This window comes from Streptomyces sp. HUAS 31 (assembly GCF_028198125.1).
Lineage (GTDB): Bacteria > Actinomycetota > Actinomycetes > Streptomycetales > Streptomycetaceae > Streptomyces > Streptomyces chartreusis.
Map to the genome: position 1 here is coordinate 5,157,464 of NZ_CP116353.1, position 16,322 is coordinate 5,173,785.

Consider the following 16,322-nt stretch of genomic DNA (forward strand, 5'->3'; position numbering starts at 1 on the left):
GACACGTGGACGCAGAGCTGACCAACAGGAGCCGGGACGCGATCAACGCGGCCAGCAACCGAGCCGTGACCGAGGGCCACCCGGATCTCACCCCCGCCCACCTGCTGCTGGCTCTGCTCCAGGGCCAGGACAACGAGAACATCATCGATCTGCTGGCGGCCGTCGACGCCGACCAGGCGTCCGTGCGGGCCGGCGCCGAGAAGGCGCTCGCCGCGCTGCCCAGCGTCACCGGGTCCACCGTGGCACCCCCGCAGCCCAGCCGTGAGCTGCTCGCCGTGATCGCGGACGCCCAGACCCGGGCTCAGGAGCTCGGGGACGAGTACCTCTCCACCGAGCACCTCCTCATCGGCATCGCCGCGAAGGGCGGCGCCGCCGGTGACGTGCTCACCCAGCAGGGCGCGAGCGCGAAGAAGCTGCTGGAGGCGTTCCGGAAGGCCCGGGGCGGGCGGCGCGTGACCTCCGCCGACCCCGAGGGGCAGTACAAGGCGCTGGAGAAGTTCGGCACCGACTTCACCGCGGCGGCCCGCGAGGGCAAGCTCGACCCCGTCATCGGCCGCGACCAGGAGATCCGGCGGGTCGTCCAGGTGCTCAGCCGCCGTACCAAGAACAACCCGGTCCTCATCGGTGAGCCCGGCGTCGGCAAGACCGCCGTCGTCGAGGGGCTCGCCCAGCGGATCGTCAAGGGGGACGTGCCCGAGTCGCTGAAGGACAAGCGGCTCGTCGCGCTCGACCTGGGCGCCATGGTCGCCGGGGCGAAGTACCGCGGCGAGTTCGAGGAGCGGCTGAAGACCGTGCTCGCGGAGATCAAGGACTCCGACGGGCAGATCATCACGTTCATCGACGAGCTGCACACCGTCGTCGGCGCCGGTGCCGGCGGCGACTCCGCCATGGACGCCGGCAACATGCTCAAGCCCATGCTCGCCCGCGGTGAGCTGCGCATGGTCGGAGCCACCACTCTCGACGAGTACCGCGAGCGGATCGAGAAGGACCCCGCCCTGGAGCGGCGCTTCCAGCAGGTGCTGGTCGCCGAGCCGACCGTCGAGGACACCATCGCGATCCTGCGCGGGCTCAAGGGCCGCTACGAGGCCCACCACAAGGTCCAGATCGCCGACAGCGCGCTGGTCGCCGCGGCCGCCCTCTCCGACCGGTACATCACCTCCCGCTTCCTGCCCGACAAGGCCATCGACCTCGTCGACGAGGCGGCCTCCCGGCTGCGCATGGAGATCGACTCCTCGCCGGTCGAGATCGACGAGCTCCAGCGGTCGGTGGACAGGCTGAAGATGGAGGAGCTGGCCCTCGACAAGGAGACCGACGCGGCCTCCCTGGAGCGTCTGGAGAAGTTGCGTCGCGACCTCGCCGACCGGGAGGAGGAGCTGCGGGGCCTGACCGCCCGCTGGGAGAAGGAGAAGCAGTCCCTCAACCGCGTCGGCGAGCTGAAGGAACGGCTCGACGAGGTGCGCGGCCAGGCCGAACGCGCCCAGCGCGACGGCGACTTCGACTCCGCCTCCAAGCTGCTCTACGGCGAGATCCCCGCCCTGGAGAAGGAGCTGGAGGCCGCCTCCGAGGCCGAGGAGGAGGCCGCCAAGGACACCATGGTCAAGGAGGAGGTCGGCTCCGACGACATCGCCGACGTCGTGGGCGCGTGGACCGGCATCCCGGCCGGCCGGCTCCTGGAGGGCGAGACGCAGAAGCTGCTGCGCATGGAGGACGAGCTGGGCAGGCGGCTGATCGGCCAGCAGGAGGCCGTCCAGGCGGTCTCCGACGCCGTACGCCGCACCCGCGCCGGCATCGCCGACCCCGACCGCCCCACCGGCTCCTTCCTCTTCCTCGGCCCGACCGGCGTCGGCAAGACCGAACTCGCCAAGGCCCTCGCCGACTTCCTCTTCGACGACGAGCGGGCGATGGTCCGCATCGACATGTCGGAGTACGGCGAGAAGCACAGTGTGGCCCGGCTGGTCGGCGCGCCCCCCGGGTACGTCGGCTACGAGGAGGGCGGCCAGCTGACCGAGGCCGTGCGCAGGCGGCCGTACAGTGTCGTGCTGCTCGACGAGGTGGAGAAGGCGCACCCCGAGGTCTTCGACATCCTGCTCCAGGTGCTGGACGACGGCCGGCTCACCGACGGGCAGGGCCGTACGGTCGACTTCCGCAACACGATCCTGGTGCTGACGTCGAACCTGGGCAGCCAGTTCCTGGTCGACCCGATCACCAGCGAGCAGGAGAAGAAGGAGCAGGTCCTGGAGGTGGTCCGCACCGCCTTCAAGCCGGAGTTCCTCAACCGGCTCGACGACCTGGTGGTCTTCTCCGCGCTGAACAAGGACGAGCTGAGCCGGATCGCCCGCCTTCAGATCGACCGGCTCGCCAAGCGCCTCGCGGAACGCCGGCTCACCCTGGAGGTCACCGACGCGGCCCTGGCCTGGCTCGCCGACGAGGGCAACGACCCGGCCTACGGCGCCCGACCGCTGCGCCGCCTCGTCCAGACCGCCATCGGCGACCGCCTCGCCAAGGAGATCCTGGCGGGCGAGGTCAAGGACGGCGACACGGTCCGGGTGGACGCCTTCGGCGACGGCCTGATCGTGGGACCCGCCACCGGCAAGACGCTCTGACGCCACGCCCGACGGCCCGCCCCGGAATCACGGGGGCGGGCCGTCGCCGCTCAGAGGGTGAACGCGGCGAAGCGCACGAGTGCGGTGCCGCCGTCCTCGTACTCGACGTCGACCCGCACGGCGTGGGCGTCCACGGGCGGCTCGTGCCCGGTGACGTCCACATCCAGACAGAGATCCACGTCCGAGCCGGCGCAGAACTGCGTTTCGGGCGCCCCCGCGTCCGGATACGTGGACGTGAGCCACTCCCGGACATCGGCGCGCGGCATCCGGAAGGCGGCGCTGTAGTGGATGTCCTGGAAACCCTGCACCTCGCACGCCCCGACGGCCTGCGCGCCGTCCGGCAGCGCGGCCCCGCCGAAGCGCAGGGCGTCCGCGCAGGGGACCTTCTCGGGGCCGGAGCGGGACAGCTCGTCGTCCGACACCACCCACACGGCCACCATGGCCACGAAACCGGCGAGCAGCAGCGCCGGCACGGCCGTGATCGCGGCGACGATCCACCATTTCGTAAGGCCGCGAGCCGCCCCGGCCCCGCCCTGTGTTCCGGACATGTCCCCACCCTCCGTGCGCGGTCCGTCGCGACAGGCCAGATCCTGTCAGCCGAGGGCTGACAGGGCCTGTCCGGGGTTGCCACCCCCCTCCCCGCATGGGGGAGGATGGCGGAATCCGTACGAAGGGAAAATCACGGTGAGCATCGACCCGTCCTCGATTCCGAACTTCGGGGGCCAGCAGCCGCAGCCCGGGCCCCCGCCCGGCCCCGTTGTCCCGGATCAGGACCTCGTGAAGCAGCTCCTCGACCAGATGGAGCTGAAGTACGTCGTCGACGACGAGGGTGACCTCGCGGCGCCGTGGGAGCAGTTCCGTACGTACTTCATGTTCCGCGGCGAGGACGACCAGCAGGTCTTCTCGGTGCGGACGTTCTACGACCGGCCCCACAAGATCGACGAGAAGCCCCTGCTCCTCGAGTCGATCGACGACTGGAACCGCCGGACCCTGTGGCCCAAGGTCTACAGCCACACGCACGACGACGGCACCGTCCGCCTGATCGGCGAGGCACAGATGCTGATCGGCACGGGCGTGAGCCTGGAGCACTTCGTCTCGTCGACGGTCAGCTGGGTGCGGGCCGCCATCGAGTTCGACAAGTGGCTCGTCGAGCAGCTCGGCCTTGAGCAGGAGGTCAACGACGCGGAGAAGCCCGAGGACGACGAGGAGTAGTCCTCGACAAGCAGGAGCCCGGCCAGGGCACCGGCCGAAACGGCCGGGTGCCGGGCCGGGCTCACGCCGTTTTGGGCGCCCGTTCGAGTGCCCGCCGCGCTACATGGCCCGCAGCCGCTTGGCCGCCTCCTCCAGCACCTCCGTGCGCTTGCAGAACGCGAACCGCACGAACGGCGCCCCCGCCTCCCGGTGGTCGTAGAAGACCGCGTTCGGGATGGCGACGACCCCGGCCCGCTCCGGCAGCGCGCGGCAGAACGCGAAGCCGTCGCTCTCGCCCAGGGGGCGGATGTCAGTGGTGATGAAGTAGGTGCCGGCGGGCCTGAACACCTCGAACCCGGCCTCCGCAAGCCCCGTCGCCAGCAGGTCCCGCTTGGCCAGCATGTCCTCGCGGACGGCCGTGAAATAGCTGTCGGGCAGCGCGAGCGCCTCCGCGACCGCGTACTGGAACGGCCCCGACGAGACGTACGTCAGGAACTGCTTCGCCGACCGCACCGCCGTGACCAGGCCCGGCGCCGAGGTCACCCAGCCGACCTTCCAGCCGGTGAACGAGAAACTCTTGCCGGCCGACCCGATCGTCACCGTCCGCTCGCGCATGCCCGGGAAGGTCGCGAGCGGCAGGTGCTCGGCGTTGTCGAAGACCAGGTGCTCGTACACCTCGTCGGTGACCACCAGCAGATCCCGCTCGACCGCCAGCTCGGCGATCGCCGCCAGCTCCGCACGGGTGAGGACGGTGCCGGTGGGGTTGTGCGGGGTGTTGATCAGCAGCAGCCGGGTGCGGTCGGTGACGGCGGCGCGCAGCTCGTCCAGGTCGAGCCGGAAGCTTCCCTCGTGCGGGCGCAGGGTGACCGGCACGCGCGTGCCGCCCGCCATGGCGATGCAGGCCGCGTAGGAGTCGTAGTACGGCTCCAGGGCGATGACCTCGTCGCCGGGCTCCAGCAGCGCCAGCAGGGTGGCCGCGATGGCCTCGGTGGCGCCCGCGGTGACCAGTACCTCGGTGTCGGGGTCGTACGACAGCCCGTAGCGCCGCTCCTGATGCGCGGCGATCGCCGTGCGCAGCTCGGGGACGCCGGGGCCCGGCGGGTACTGGTTGCCGCGCCCGTCGCGCAGCGCCCGCACGGCCGCCTCACGGATCTCCTCGGGCCCGTCGGTGTCGGGGAAGCCCTGACCCAGGTTGATGGACCCCGTACTCAGGGCCAGCGCGGACATCTCGGCGAAGATCGTCGTCCCGAACTCGGCGAGCCGGCGATTGAGCAGCGGGCGGGAGGAGGAGGTCATGCGCGCCATCCTCCGCCCAAGCTCTGGAGTTCCTCAACTCTGCTTTGGGCAGTGAGACCGCCGGGCATCTCACTGCCACGCACCGAGCGGGAGGCGCCCACGGGGGGACGCCCGGGTCCGCTTCGGGGGAACGGAAGGAGGCTGACGCCATGGTTACAGGGTTTGTGGTGGCGCTGGTCGCAGTGGTCTTTGTGGTGATCCTCGTGTCGGCCGCGCGCAGCGGCGCACGGTCGTCCCGTCGTACCCACAGCCGCAGGGGGAGCAGCTCGCACAGCAGCGGCGGCAGCTGGTGGGCCGGCGGGGGCGACAGCGGATCGTCCTGCGGAGGTGGCTCCTCCTCCTGCGGCGGGGGCTCGTCATGCGGAGGCGGGTCGTCGTCCTGCGGAGGGGGCGGAGGCGGATGCGGTGGCGGAGGCAGCTGACACGGGGCAGCTGAGCTCCCCGAGCAGGGGGAATCGCATCCGCGTGGAGCGGGGCCGGTGCCTGGGACCGGTCCCGCTTCTGTGCGTCCGGCGCCCGCATCGGTGTGCGAGCGCCAGCGCACCGGCGTACGCCCCGTGCCCATCGGCGTACGCCGGAGTTGAACAGTTGAGCTGATAAGCCCTCTGAGGGATGGAAACCCTACGAACTTGGGTAAAAACACTGTGTCGGCGCCACAGTTCATGATTCAGTGAATTTCGCCGACGCAGCCCATCGGACGTCCCGCGGACACCCATCTGACCTGCCGATCAATGAGCTGACCGGGCCGACCTCGCAGCGTCGGCCGGGGCGCGCCGGAGCCCCACCCTCCCTTTGTTCGCGTAGCGGAGCCGACCCATGCTCACGACCCTGAACACCGCCTACACCGACACGCGCGCGGCCGACCTCGCCTGGGCCCTGGGGCGGGAGCCGCTGCCCGCGCTGGCCGCCCTCGACCTCGAACTGACCGGCACGAAACTTCAGTTACGACTGCTCGGCGCGTCCCACCAGGTGCTGTTGGAGGAGGAGCGGGGCATGTGCTCGGAGACGGTGGCCTGCATGCCCGGCAGCAGCACCCCCCTGCCCCTCGGCGTGGCCAAGCGCACGGACGACTGGGAGTACGAGTTCGCCGCCCGCGTGGAGATCCTCTCGCCCGGTCAGTTCGCGGGCCGCGCCCAGGAGTTGCTGGCACTGGTCGCCGACCATCCGCACGGCCTCGCCGGTGTCTTCCCCGGCAGCCCGCACGCCTTCACCGCGCTGCTGGCCCAGCACCACGAGGGGCAGGTGCACTGGCGTACATGGCACGCGTACCCGCAGGAAGGGCAGTTGGTGTCGACGCGTACGAGGGTGGGCGTACGGGTGGCCAAGGGTGCGGCCCGACGGCGGACGGCGCCGTTCAGACCGTCGGGGGTCTGACTGCGACGCAAACGTCCGCCGCCTCAACAACACCCGTGTGGGTGACGAAGCGTGCCCGTGCCGTAACGTACCGTCGGCAACGTGATCGAGCCGCACGCCCCCGCCCCACCCGGCACCAGGCCGCCCTGGGCGGGTCCCCCGCGGCTCCCGGTCCGGCCGGGCACCGGGCGATTCCTGGTCCTCGCGGGCGTCTTCGTGTGTGCCGCCTGCGGACTCGTGTACGAACTCGAACTCGTCGCCCTCGCCTCCTACTTGATCGGTGACTCGGTCACCCAGGCCTCCGTCGTGCTGTCCGTCATGGTGTTCGCGATGGGCATCGGCTCCCTCGCCGCGAAGCGCCTGCGCCCGCACGCCGCGGCCGGCTTCGGCGCCATCGAGGCCGTGCTCGCCCTCGTCGGCGGGTCCAGCGCGCTCGCGCTGTACGCCGTCTTCGCCTGGACCGGCGACTGGGGCGGGATGTGGGCACACGGCCCGCGCGCCCTGCTCGTCGCCTTCTCCCTCACCATCGGCCTGCTCATCGGCGCCGAGGTGCCACTGCTGATGGAGCTCATCCAGCGCATCCGGCGCCAGGACGCGGGCGGCGCGGTGGCCGACCTGTTCGCCGCGGACTACGTCGGCGCGCTGGTCGGCGGCCTCGCCTTCCCCTTCCTCCTGCTGCCCCTGCTGGGCCAGTTGAGCTCAGCCCTGATCACCGGCGCCGTCAACGCCGTCGTCGGCGGCGCGCTCGTCCTCGGCCTGTTCCGCGGGGACCTCAGCCGCCGCGCCCGCTGGCTGCTGGTGATCGCCAACATCACCGTGCTCGGCATCCTCGCCTCCGCCGCCGTACTCGTCGACGACTTCGAACGGGCCGCGCGGCACGCGGTGTACGGGCGGGACGTACGCGTGGCGATCCAGACGGACGTCCAGGAGGTCGTCATCACCGGCGGCACCGACGGCCGGCCCCTCGACCTCTTCCTCGACGGCCGGCTGCGGGTCGGCGGGCGCGACGCCCGCCGCTACCACGAGGCGCTGGTCCACCCCGCGATGAGCGGCGAGCACACGCGCGTGCTCATCCTCGGCGGCGGGGACGGGCTGGCGGCGCGCGAAGTGCTGCGCCATCCCGGGGTGCACCGGGTCGACGTCGTCGAGGTCGACCCCGAGGTGGTGCGGCTGGCACGCGAGGACCCCGCGCTGTCCCGGCTCAACGGGGACGCGTACGGCGACCCCCGCGTCCATGTCATGACCGATGACGCGTTCCGGTGGCTGCGGCTGGCTCCGCCGGAGACGTACGACGTCGTCATCTCCGATCTGCCCGACCCCGGCATCACCGCCAGCACGAAGCTGTACTCCCAGGAGTTCTACGGCCTCGCCCGCCGCGCCCTGACACCGCACGGGCGCCTCGCGGTGCACGCCGGGCCGGTGTCGTCGCGGCCCCGTGTCTTCTGGACGGCCGATGCGACGCTGCGTTCGGCCGGCCTGCGCACCGCGCCGTACCGCGTCAGCGGCCGCGACTCCGGCTTCACGGCCGGCCCCGACCGCTCCACCCGCCCGACCCGCGCACCGCAGGACTGGGGCTTCATCCTGGCGGCCCGGGAGGAACGGCCGGTGCTGCGGCTCGGCAAGGGGGAGGGCGCACCGCGCCCGGAGACCCTGACCCAGACGGGTCTGACGGCGGATGCCAGGGCAGCGGAGGGGACGAGGATCGGAGGGCTGGGCGCTTCCACGGTGCTGCATCCACGGTACTGAGCGGGGGCGGGCGGCGGCGGGGAGTGGCGGGCGCGGCGAGGATACGCCCGGCGGGCGGGTGTCCGGTGAGAATCCAGGGATGTGTGGGTGCGGTTCACGCCATGCTGGGTAGGCTCGATCGGCATGGAGCATGAGGTGTTCGTTCCGGTTACGGCGGAGCGGCTCAGGGAGGTGCTGGCCGATCCCGTGCGGGTCGCCCGGGCGGTCCCCGGGCTCCAGCAGGACGCCGGGGCCGAGCCGGTGACCGGGCGGCTGAAGGTGCGCGTCGGCGGTCACACCATCACCTATCGCGGTGCCGTTCGGATCTCCGCCCGGGAGGACGGCTCCTACGCCGTCGCGGGCGACGCGACCGAGGCGCGCGGGAACGGGTCCGTGAAGCTGGCGCTCACCCTGCGGGTCGCCGAGGCCGAGGGCGGGGCCACGCTGCGGTTCGAGGGGACCGCGTCGGCCGACGGGCGGGTCACGGAGTTCTCGGCGGAGGCCGTGGGGTCGGCCGTCTCCCGGCTGCTGAATCGGTTTGGTGGGCAGTTGGGGGTGGTGGCCGGGGAAGGCGCGGCCGCGGCGGAGTCCGGGCCCGAGTCGGGGCCCGACGCGGATGTCGAGGCCGTTGAGGAGGCCTTGGCGCCCGGGGAGTTCGAGACTCGGGTGACCAGTGACTTCGAGACGACGCCGGATGCGGATGACGCGGCCGTGCCGGAGCCGGGGCGCGATGCTGCCGCCGGTGAGGCGGACGGCGCGGACGACGGGGCCGAGTCCGGTTCCGTCTTCGACAGTGAGGTGCCGCCGCCGTCGTTGGATCCGCGGGCCGAGGAGGACGACTCCGAGGACGCGGACGAAGACGGGGAGGATTCGCCTGTGGCGGAGGCCGCGCATGCTCGGCGGACGATGATCGGGCGTAGTGCGGAGGAAGTGGATCACGCACCGCCGCGGGGGCGGTACGCGCCTGTCCCGGCGCCGCAGACCGTTGCGCCGAACTCGACGCTTCGGTGGGCCGCGCCTGCGGCGGCGCTGGTGCTGGCTTCGGCGATCGTGGTGGGGCGGATGCTGCGGCGTCGGCGCTGAGCGATCGTCCCAGTAGGGTCTTCCCGTGAGTAACGAACACATCACGCTGACCGCGGGTGACGCGGAGGTGGACGTGCTGCCGGGGAACGGCGGGCGGGTCGGGGGGCTGCGCGTCGGGGGCACCGAGTTGCTGCGGCAGGGGGAGCGGTTCGGGTGCTTCCCGATGGTTCCCTGGTGCGGGCGGGTCAGGGACGGCCGGTTCCTCGACGGCGCCCGGGTGCGGCAGATGCCGCTCAACGCCCCGCCGCACGCCATCCACGGCACCACCCGCGACGGCGCCTGGAAGGTCGCCCGGGTCGCCGACGGGGAGGCCGTGATCACGTACGACCTGGTCGAACCGTGGCCGTACGCCGGTCGTGTCACGCATGTCGTCGCGCTCACGCCGGACAGCCTCAGTCTCACCATGTCCGTCGAGACGTACGAGGACTCCTTCCCGGCGCAGATCGGCTGGCACCCCTGGTTCAACCGCAACCTCGGCGGCGAGGGTGCCGAGGACGTCCGGCTCGACTTCAGCCCCGCCTGGCAGGAGGAGCGCGGGGACGACCACCTGCCCACCGGGAACCGCGTCGAGCCGCTGCCGGGCCCGTGGGACGACTGCTTCGGAATGCCCGACGGCGTCGACGTCACGCTCACCTGGCCGGGGCGGCTGGAGCTGAAGGTGAGCAGCCGCGAGGAGTGGGTCGTCGTCTACGACGAGCAGGAGGCCGCGGTCTGCGTCGAGCCGCAGACCGGGCCGCCCAACGGACTGAACACCCTGCCCCGCCTGGTCACGCCCCTGGAGCCGCTGGAGGCCACGACCGTCTGGAGCTGGCGGCGCCTCTAAGCTGGGCGGCATGACTGACGTACGTGGCGAGCTGCTGAACCAGATCAAGGACAAGGCCGTGGTGCACGGCAAGGTGACCCTGTCGTCGGGGCTCGAAGCCGACTACTACGTCGACCTCCGGCGCGTGACCCTCGACGGCGAGGCCGCTCCGCTCGTCGGGCAGGTGCTGCTCGATCTCACGGCGGAGCTGGAGTTCGACGCGGTCGGCGGGCTCACCATGGGCGCCGACCCCGTCGCCGCCGCGATGCTGCACGCCGCCTCCGCGCGCGGCAGGCGGCTCGACGCGTTCGTCGTCCGCAAGGCCGCCAAGGCGCACGGGCTGCAGCGCCGGGTCGAGGGGCCGGACATCGCCGGGCGCCGTGTCCTCGTCGTCGAGGACACCTCCACCACCGGCGGCTCCCCGCTCGCCGCCGTCGAGGCCGTGCGCGAGTCCGGCGCCGAGGTCGTCGGTGTCGCGACGATCGTCGACCGGGCCACCGGCGCCGCCGAGAAGATCGAGCAGGGCGCCGGAGTGCCGTATCTCTTCGCGTACTCCAAGGACGAACTCGGCCTGGACTGACGCCGGTCCGCACGGGCGCCCGTCTCGGCTGGTGACAGGCGCTCGGAGCATCCTGGTTCGTCTGGAAAGATGGGGCCGACGATGACGTCGCATCCCTAGGTCTAGGTCAGGGCCGTAAGCCAGAACGCCGTACGCAGTACGCCGACCCGCACACTCCAAGGAGCGGACAGATGCCCATCGCAACCCCCGAGGTCTACAACGAGATGCTCGACCGGGCGAAGGCAGGCAAGTTCGCCTACCCGGCCATCAACGTGACCTCCTCCCAGACCCTGCACGCGGCCCTGCGCGGCTTCGCGGAGGCGGAGAGCGACGGCATCATCCAGATCTCCACGGGTGGTGCGGAGTTCCTCGGCGGCCAGCACAGCAAGGACATGGTCACCGGCGCCGTCGCCCTGGCCGAGTTCGCGCACATCGTCGCCAAGAAGTACGACATCACCGTCGCCCTGCACACGGACCACTGCCCGAAGGACAAGCTCGACGGGTACGTACGTCCGCTGCTCGCCGTCTCCGAGGAGCGCGTCGCGCGCGGTGAGAACCCGCTGTTCCAGTCGCACATGTGGGACGGCTCGGCGGAGACCCTCGCCGACAACCTCTCCATCGCGCAGGAGCTGCTGGAGCGCGCCCGCGCCGCGAAGATCATCCTTGAGGTCGAGATCACCCCGACCGGCGGTGAGGAGGACGGCGTCACGCACGAGATCAACGACTCGCTGTACACGACCGTCGACGACGCCATCCGCACCGTCGAGGCCCTCGGCCTGGGTGAGAAGGGCCGCTACCTGCTCGCCGCGTCTTTCGGCAACGTCCACGGCGTCTACAAGCCGGGCAACGTCGTCCTGCGTCCCGAGCTGCTGAAGGAGCTCAACGAGGGCGTCGCCGCCAAGTACGGCAAGCCGTCCCCGTTCGACTTCGTCTTCCACGGCGGCTCCGGCTCCACCGAGCAGGAGATCGCGACCGCGTTGGAGAACGGCGTCGTCAAGATGAACATCGACACCGACACCCAGTACGCCTTCACGCGTCCGGTGGCGGCCCACATGTTCCAGAACTACGACGGCGTCCTGAAGGTCGACGGCGAGGTCGGCAACAAGAAGACCTACGACCCGCGCACCTGGGGCAAGCTTGCCGAGGGCTCCATGGCCGCGCGCGTGACCGAGGCCTGCGGCAACCTGCGTTCCACGGGCACGAAGATCAAGTAAAGCGAGATCCACGACGAGCCCGGTGCCACGGCACCGGGCTCGTTGTATATCTGGGGCATGCCCGATGTCAGGTTGGCCTCGCCGCAAGGCAAGTGGATCCTGCTCACCACCGTCCTCGGCTCCAGCATGGCGATGCTGGACTCGACCGTCGTCAACGTGGCCCTCCCACGCATCGGCGAGGACCTCGACGCCGACCTCGCCGCGCTCCAGTGGACCGTCAACGCGTACATGCTGACGCTGGCCGGGCTGATCCTGCTCGGCGGCTCGCTGGGCGACCGCTACGGGCGGCGCCGGGTCTTCGTCATCGGCGTCGTGTGGTTCGCCCTGGCCTCCCTGCTGTGCGGGATCGCACCGAACGTCGGCGTGCTCATCGCCGCCCGCGCGCTCCAGGGAATCGGCGGCGCCCTGCTCACCCCGGGGTCGCTGGCGCTGATCCAGGCGTCCTTCCATCCCGACGACCGGGCCCGTGCCGTAGGGATGTGGTCCGGGTTCGGGGGCATCGGGGCGGCCGTCGGCCCGTTCCTCGGCGGCTGGCTGGTGGACGGGCCGGGCTGGCGCTGGGTGTTCCTGCTGAACGTTCCGCTGGCGCTGCTGTGCGCGCCGATCGCCGTACGGCATGTGCCCGAGTCCGGCGACGGGACCAAGCACGGCCGCTTCGACGTGCTCGGTGCCTTCCTCGGCGCCGCGGCCCTGGCCCTGGTGACGTATGCGCTGATCGAGGCCCAGCAGGTCTCGGTGACCGTGTGGATCACCGCGATCGCCGGCGTGGCGGCCGCGGTCGCCTTCGTCTACGTCGAGCGTCACCGGCCCGACCCGATGATGCCGCTCGACATCTTCCGCTCCCGCCAGTTCACGGCCGTCAACCTCGTCACGCTCTGTGTCTACGCGGCCTTCAGCGGCTTCTTCTTCCTCGCCGCGCTCCAGCTCCAGGTCGTCTCCGGCTACTCGGCGCTCGGCGCCGGTACCGCCCTGCTGCCGACGACCGCCCTGATGCTGCTGTTCTCGGCCCGCTCGGGCGCCCTCGCCGCCCGGATCGGCCCGCGCATCCCGCTGACCGTCGGCCCGCTGCTGTGCGCGGCCGGGATGGTGCTGATGCTGCGGGTGGGCGAGAACGCCACCTACGTCACCGATGTCCTGCCGGCCCTGCTGGTCCTGGGCCTCGGCATGGTCACGCTGGTGGCGCCCCTGACCGCGACCGTCCTCGCCTCCGTCGACACCGCCCGCGCGGGCCTGGCCAGCGGCGTCAACAACGCGGCGGCCCGGGCGGCGGGCCTGGTCGCGGTGGCCGCGCTGCCGCTGCTCGCCGGAATGGGCGAGGAGGCCTACCGCTCGGCCGACGCCTTCGACGCCGCGTTCGACCGGGCGATGCCGATCTGCGCCGGGGTGCTCGTCCTGGGCGCGCTGATCGCCTTCGCGACGGTACGCCCACTGCCGCCGGACTGCCGCAAGCCGGAGTGCCTGCACCACGGCAGCGTGACGACACCACCGCTGGAGGGCGTGCGGAGCCGGGGGCGGCTGGAGGTGGACGGCAAGGGGAGTGGGGGAGGCTGAGCGCCGGTCCAGGTAATTCAGCCCGTTCTGGGGGTCCCCCCTGCTCGTAGAGCTTGGGGGAGTTTGAGGACGAGGCCGTTCAGGCCGATGCGGGGTCTGGGGCGGCAGCCCCAGGAGGGCGAGGTCGAAGGGGCGGTGCCCCTGGGGGATGGGACGGGTAGGGGCGGCGGGGGCGAGGAAGGCCCGCCGTCCCGCAAGGGCGCCCTCGAGCTGCCGTACTCCTCCCATGGGCCAGACTGGACCTCATGGCCATTCACGAAGACCTTCTCGGGGGACCGCCCCCGACCCACCTCCCCGACGACCCCGAGCCGCGCGAGCTGCTCGCCGGCGGCACCGCCCCCGCGGATGTCGCCGCGAAGTACCCGACCTCCTCGCTGGCCTGGGCCCAGCTGGCCGACGAGGCGTTCGAGCGGGGCAGCGTCGTGGAGTCGTACGCCTACGCCCGTACGGGCTACCACCGCGGCCTGGACGCCCTGCGCCGCAACGGCTGGAAGGGCCACGGCCCGGTCCCGTGGGAGCACGAGCCCAACCGCGGCTTCCTGCGCGCCCTGCACGCCCTCGCCCGCGCCGCCGGCTCCATCGGCGAGCAGGAGGAGTACGAGCGCTGCTCGCAGTTCCTGAAGGACTCCTCGGCGACCGCCGCCCAGACCCTGGGCTAGCGGCGCGGCTCCGCGCGTGAGGCCCGCCCGCCGATGTGACCAGGCGGGCCTTGCGCCACCCGGGGCGATCCCTGAGGATGCCGGGTGGGGACCGGGGCCCCTTTGCCGATAACGGCAGGGCGGACCGCTACCCGAAGTTACACAGGAGACAGCAATGTCCCAGCAGGCTCACCGGTCCGCGGAGACACCCCCGGAAACCTCCCCGGAGACTCAAGAGCCCGAGACCCCCAATCTCGACTTCGCGGGCACCACGCCGTACGAGGACTACGTCAAGGCGGATGTGCTCACCCACCTCCAGCACACCCTCTCCGACGACCCCGGAGAGATGGTCTTCCTGGTCACGACCCAGGTCATGGAGCTGTGGTTCACCGTCATCGTCCATGAGTGGGAGACCGCCGCGCGGGCGCTGCGCGAGGACCGGCCGGGCGTGGCGATCGACGCCCTGAAGCGTTCCGTCCGGGAACTGGACGCCCTGAACCACTCCTGGAAGCCGCTCGGCCAGCTCACGCCGGCCCAGTTCAACGCCTACCGCAGCGCCCTCGGCGAGGGCTCCGGCTTCCAGTCGGCGATGTACCGCCGGATGGAGTTCCTGCTCGCCGAGAAGTCCGCGTCCATGCTCGTCCCGCACCGCGGCGCCCCGCGCGTCCACGCGGAACTGGAGAAGGCGCTGCACGAGCCCAGCCTCTACGACGAGGTGCTGCGCTTCCTCGCCCGGCACGGCTGCGCGATCCCCGAGGCGGTGCTCAAGCGCGACGTCTCGCGCCGGTACGACCCCTCGCCGGAGGTCGAGGCCGCCTGGACGGCGATCTACTCGGGCGACCAGAACTCCGAGCTCGCCCGACTGGGCGAGGCCCTCACCGACGTCGCCGAACTCGTGTGGCGCTGGCGCAACGACCACCTGGTCGCCACCCGCCGCGCGATGGGCGCCAAGGCCGGCACCGGCGGCTCGGCCGGTGTGGCCTGGCTGGAGAAGCGCGCGCAGAAGAACGTCTTCCCCGAGCTGTGGACGGCGAGGTCCCATGTCTGAGCTCACGACACGGGCGGGGGCGCTGGACGCCGCCGACGAACTGGCCGGCGTCCGCAAGCAGTTCGTGCTCGACGAGGTCGTCTACCTCGACGGGAACTCGCTGGGCGCCCTGCCCGCGAACGTGCCGGGACGGGTCGAGGACGTCGTACTGCGGCAGTGGGGCCGGATGCGGATCCGCTCCTGGGACGAGAGCGGCTGGTGGACCGCGCCGGAGCGGATCGGCGACCGGATCGCTCCGCTGGTGGGCGCGGCGCCGGGCCAGATCGTGGTCGGCGACTCCACAAGTGTCAATGTCTTCAAGGCACTTGTGGCCGCCGTACGCATGGCCGACGCGGACCGCGACGAGATCCTCGTGGACGCGACGACCTTCCCCACCGACGGCTACATCGCCGAGTCGGCGGCCCGGATGACCGGCCGTACGCTGCGGCCCGTGACCCCGGCCGAGGTGCCGGGCGCCCTGAGCGACCGTACGGCCGCCGTCCTGCTGAACCACGTCGACTACCGCACGGGCCGGCTGCACGACCTGCCGTCCCTGACCGCCGCCGTGCACGCGGCGGGCGCGGTGGCCGTCTGGGACCTGTGCCACAGCGCGGGCGCGCTGCCGGTCGGGCTCGACGAGCACGGGGTGGACCTGGCGGTCGGCTGCACCTACAAGTACCTGAACGGCGGCCCCGGTTCACCGGCGTACCTGTACGTCCGCCGGGACCTCCAGGACCGCTTCGACTCCCCCCTGCCCGGCTGGAACTCGCACGCCGAGCCCTTCGGCATGCGGCCCGCCTTCGAACCGGCGGCGGGAGCGCTGCGCGGCCGCGTCGGCACGCCCGACATCCTCTCCATGCTCGCCCTGGAGGCGGCGCTGGAGGTCTGGGACGGGGTGCGGATCGAGGCGGTGCGGGCCAAGTCGCTGGCGCTGACGGACTTCTTCCTGGAGTGTGTCGCGGCGTATGTGCCCGAGGGGCGCGTGGAGTCGGTGACGCCGGTGGCGCACAGCGAGCGCGGCAGCCAGGTGGCGCTGCGGTGCGCGGATGCCGGGGACGTGATGAAGCGGCTCATCGAGCGGGGGGTCGTCGGCGACTTCCGGCATCCCGATGTGCTGCGGTTCGGTTTCACGCCGCTGTATGTGGGGTTCGCGGATGTGAAGCGGGCGGCTCGGGTGTTGGGAGAGGTCTTGCGCTGACGTCGGGGCCGGTCGGGCGACGCCTTCACAGGGGTGCGGGGCTGTGTCGAAGCAGCCTTGAGACGGCATGCCACGGCACTCC

14 protein-coding genes are annotated in these 16,322 nt (G+C 71.8%); 12 read left to right on the forward strand and 2 right to left on the reverse strand.

The annotated features are described in order from the left end of the window. The first annotated feature begins 5 nt into the window (after positions 1-5). Positions 6-2,603 (forward strand): ATP-dependent chaperone ClpB, encoded by a 2,598-nt coding sequence (gene clpB / locus PGH47_RS22995; protein ID WP_271665019.1) that lies wholly within the window; start codon positions 6-8, stop codon positions 2,601-2,603. Between the two features lie 50 nt (positions 2,604-2,653). On the opposite strand, the gene PGH47_RS23000 is transcribed toward clpB, so the two are convergent. Beyond that, entirely contained in the window at positions 2,654-3,151 is a 498-nt protein-coding gene (locus PGH47_RS23000; RefSeq protein WP_271665020.1) for a hypothetical protein, read from the reverse strand. Positions 3,152-3,287: 136 nt separating this feature from the next. Between PGH47_RS23000 and PGH47_RS23005 the strand changes: the two genes are divergently transcribed. Next, the gene (locus PGH47_RS23005) at positions 3,288-3,815 is read left to right on the forward strand and encodes a YbjN domain-containing protein (RefSeq protein WP_030945435.1); all 528 of its coding nucleotides are present in this window, start codon (positions 3,288-3,290) and stop codon (positions 3,813-3,815) included. A gap of 99 nt (positions 3,816-3,914) precedes the next feature. On the opposite strand, the gene PGH47_RS23010 is transcribed toward PGH47_RS23005, so the two are convergent. Next, on the reverse strand, positions 3,915-5,099 hold the full coding sequence (locus tag PGH47_RS23010) for a pyridoxal phosphate-dependent aminotransferase (protein WP_271665021.1): 1,185 nt from the start codon (positions 5,097-5,099) through the stop codon (positions 3,915-3,917). Between the two features lie 807 nt (positions 5,100-5,906). Here PGH47_RS23010 and PGH47_RS23015 point away from each other — a divergent pair. The 10 genes from PGH47_RS23015 (at position 5,907) to kynU (ending at position 16,240) form a co-directional block, all read left to right on the forward strand. Continuing rightward, complete coding sequence (locus tag PGH47_RS23015) at positions 5,907-6,464, forward strand: DUF2617 family protein (RefSeq protein ID WP_271665022.1); 558 nt, start codon at positions 5,907-5,909, stop codon at positions 6,462-6,464. An 81-nt stretch (positions 6,465-6,545) separates the two neighbouring features. Continuing rightward, a complete protein-coding gene (locus PGH47_RS23020; protein ID WP_271665023.1) occupies positions 6,546-8,189 on the forward strand; it encodes a polyamine aminopropyltransferase in 1,644 nt (547 codons plus the stop codon). Between the two features lie 123 nt (positions 8,190-8,312). Beyond that, entirely contained in the window at positions 8,313-9,251 is a 939-nt protein-coding gene (locus PGH47_RS23025; protein WP_271665024.1) for an SRPBCC domain-containing protein, read from the forward strand. A gap of 25 nt (positions 9,252-9,276) precedes the next feature. Then, positions 9,277-10,074, forward strand: coding sequence for an aldose epimerase family protein (locus PGH47_RS23030; protein WP_271665025.1), 798 nt, complete (start codon positions 9,277-9,279; stop codon positions 10,072-10,074). A 10-nt stretch (positions 10,075-10,084) separates the two neighbouring features. Further along, positions 10,085-10,633: an orotate phosphoribosyltransferase gene (gene pyrE, locus PGH47_RS23035; protein ID WP_271665026.1), complete on the forward strand. Its 549-nt coding sequence runs from the start codon at positions 10,085-10,087 to the stop codon at positions 10,631-10,633. Positions 10,634-10,803: 170 nt separating this feature from the next. Continuing rightward, positions 10,804-11,826 carry a class II fructose-bisphosphate aldolase gene (fbaA, locus tag PGH47_RS23040; protein ID WP_271665027.1) on the forward strand — a complete coding sequence of 341 codons (1,023 nt, stop codon included), beginning with the start codon at positions 10,804-10,806 and terminating at the stop codon, positions 11,824-11,826. A gap of 57 nt (positions 11,827-11,883) precedes the next feature. Next, positions 11,884-13,377 carry an MFS transporter gene (locus PGH47_RS23045; RefSeq protein WP_271665028.1) on the forward strand — a complete coding sequence of 498 codons (1,494 nt, stop codon included), beginning with the start codon at positions 11,884-11,886 and terminating at the stop codon, positions 13,375-13,377. A gap of 245 nt (positions 13,378-13,622) precedes the next feature. After that, positions 13,623-14,036: a DUF3151 domain-containing protein gene (locus PGH47_RS23050; RefSeq protein WP_107904719.1), complete on the forward strand. Its 414-nt coding sequence runs from the start codon at positions 13,623-13,625 to the stop codon at positions 14,034-14,036. Between the two features lie 154 nt (positions 14,037-14,190). After that, positions 14,191-15,063 (forward strand): tryptophan 2,3-dioxygenase family protein, encoded by an 873-nt coding sequence (locus PGH47_RS23055; protein WP_093746770.1) that lies wholly within the window; start codon positions 14,191-14,193, stop codon positions 15,061-15,063. Further along, complete coding sequence (gene kynU, locus PGH47_RS23060; RefSeq protein ID WP_271665029.1) at positions 15,056-16,240, forward strand: kynureninase; 1,185 nt, start codon at positions 15,056-15,058, stop codon at positions 16,238-16,240. Before PGH47_RS23055 ends, kynU begins: the two co-directional genes overlap by 8 nt. Positions 16,241-16,322: the final 82 nt, after the last annotated feature.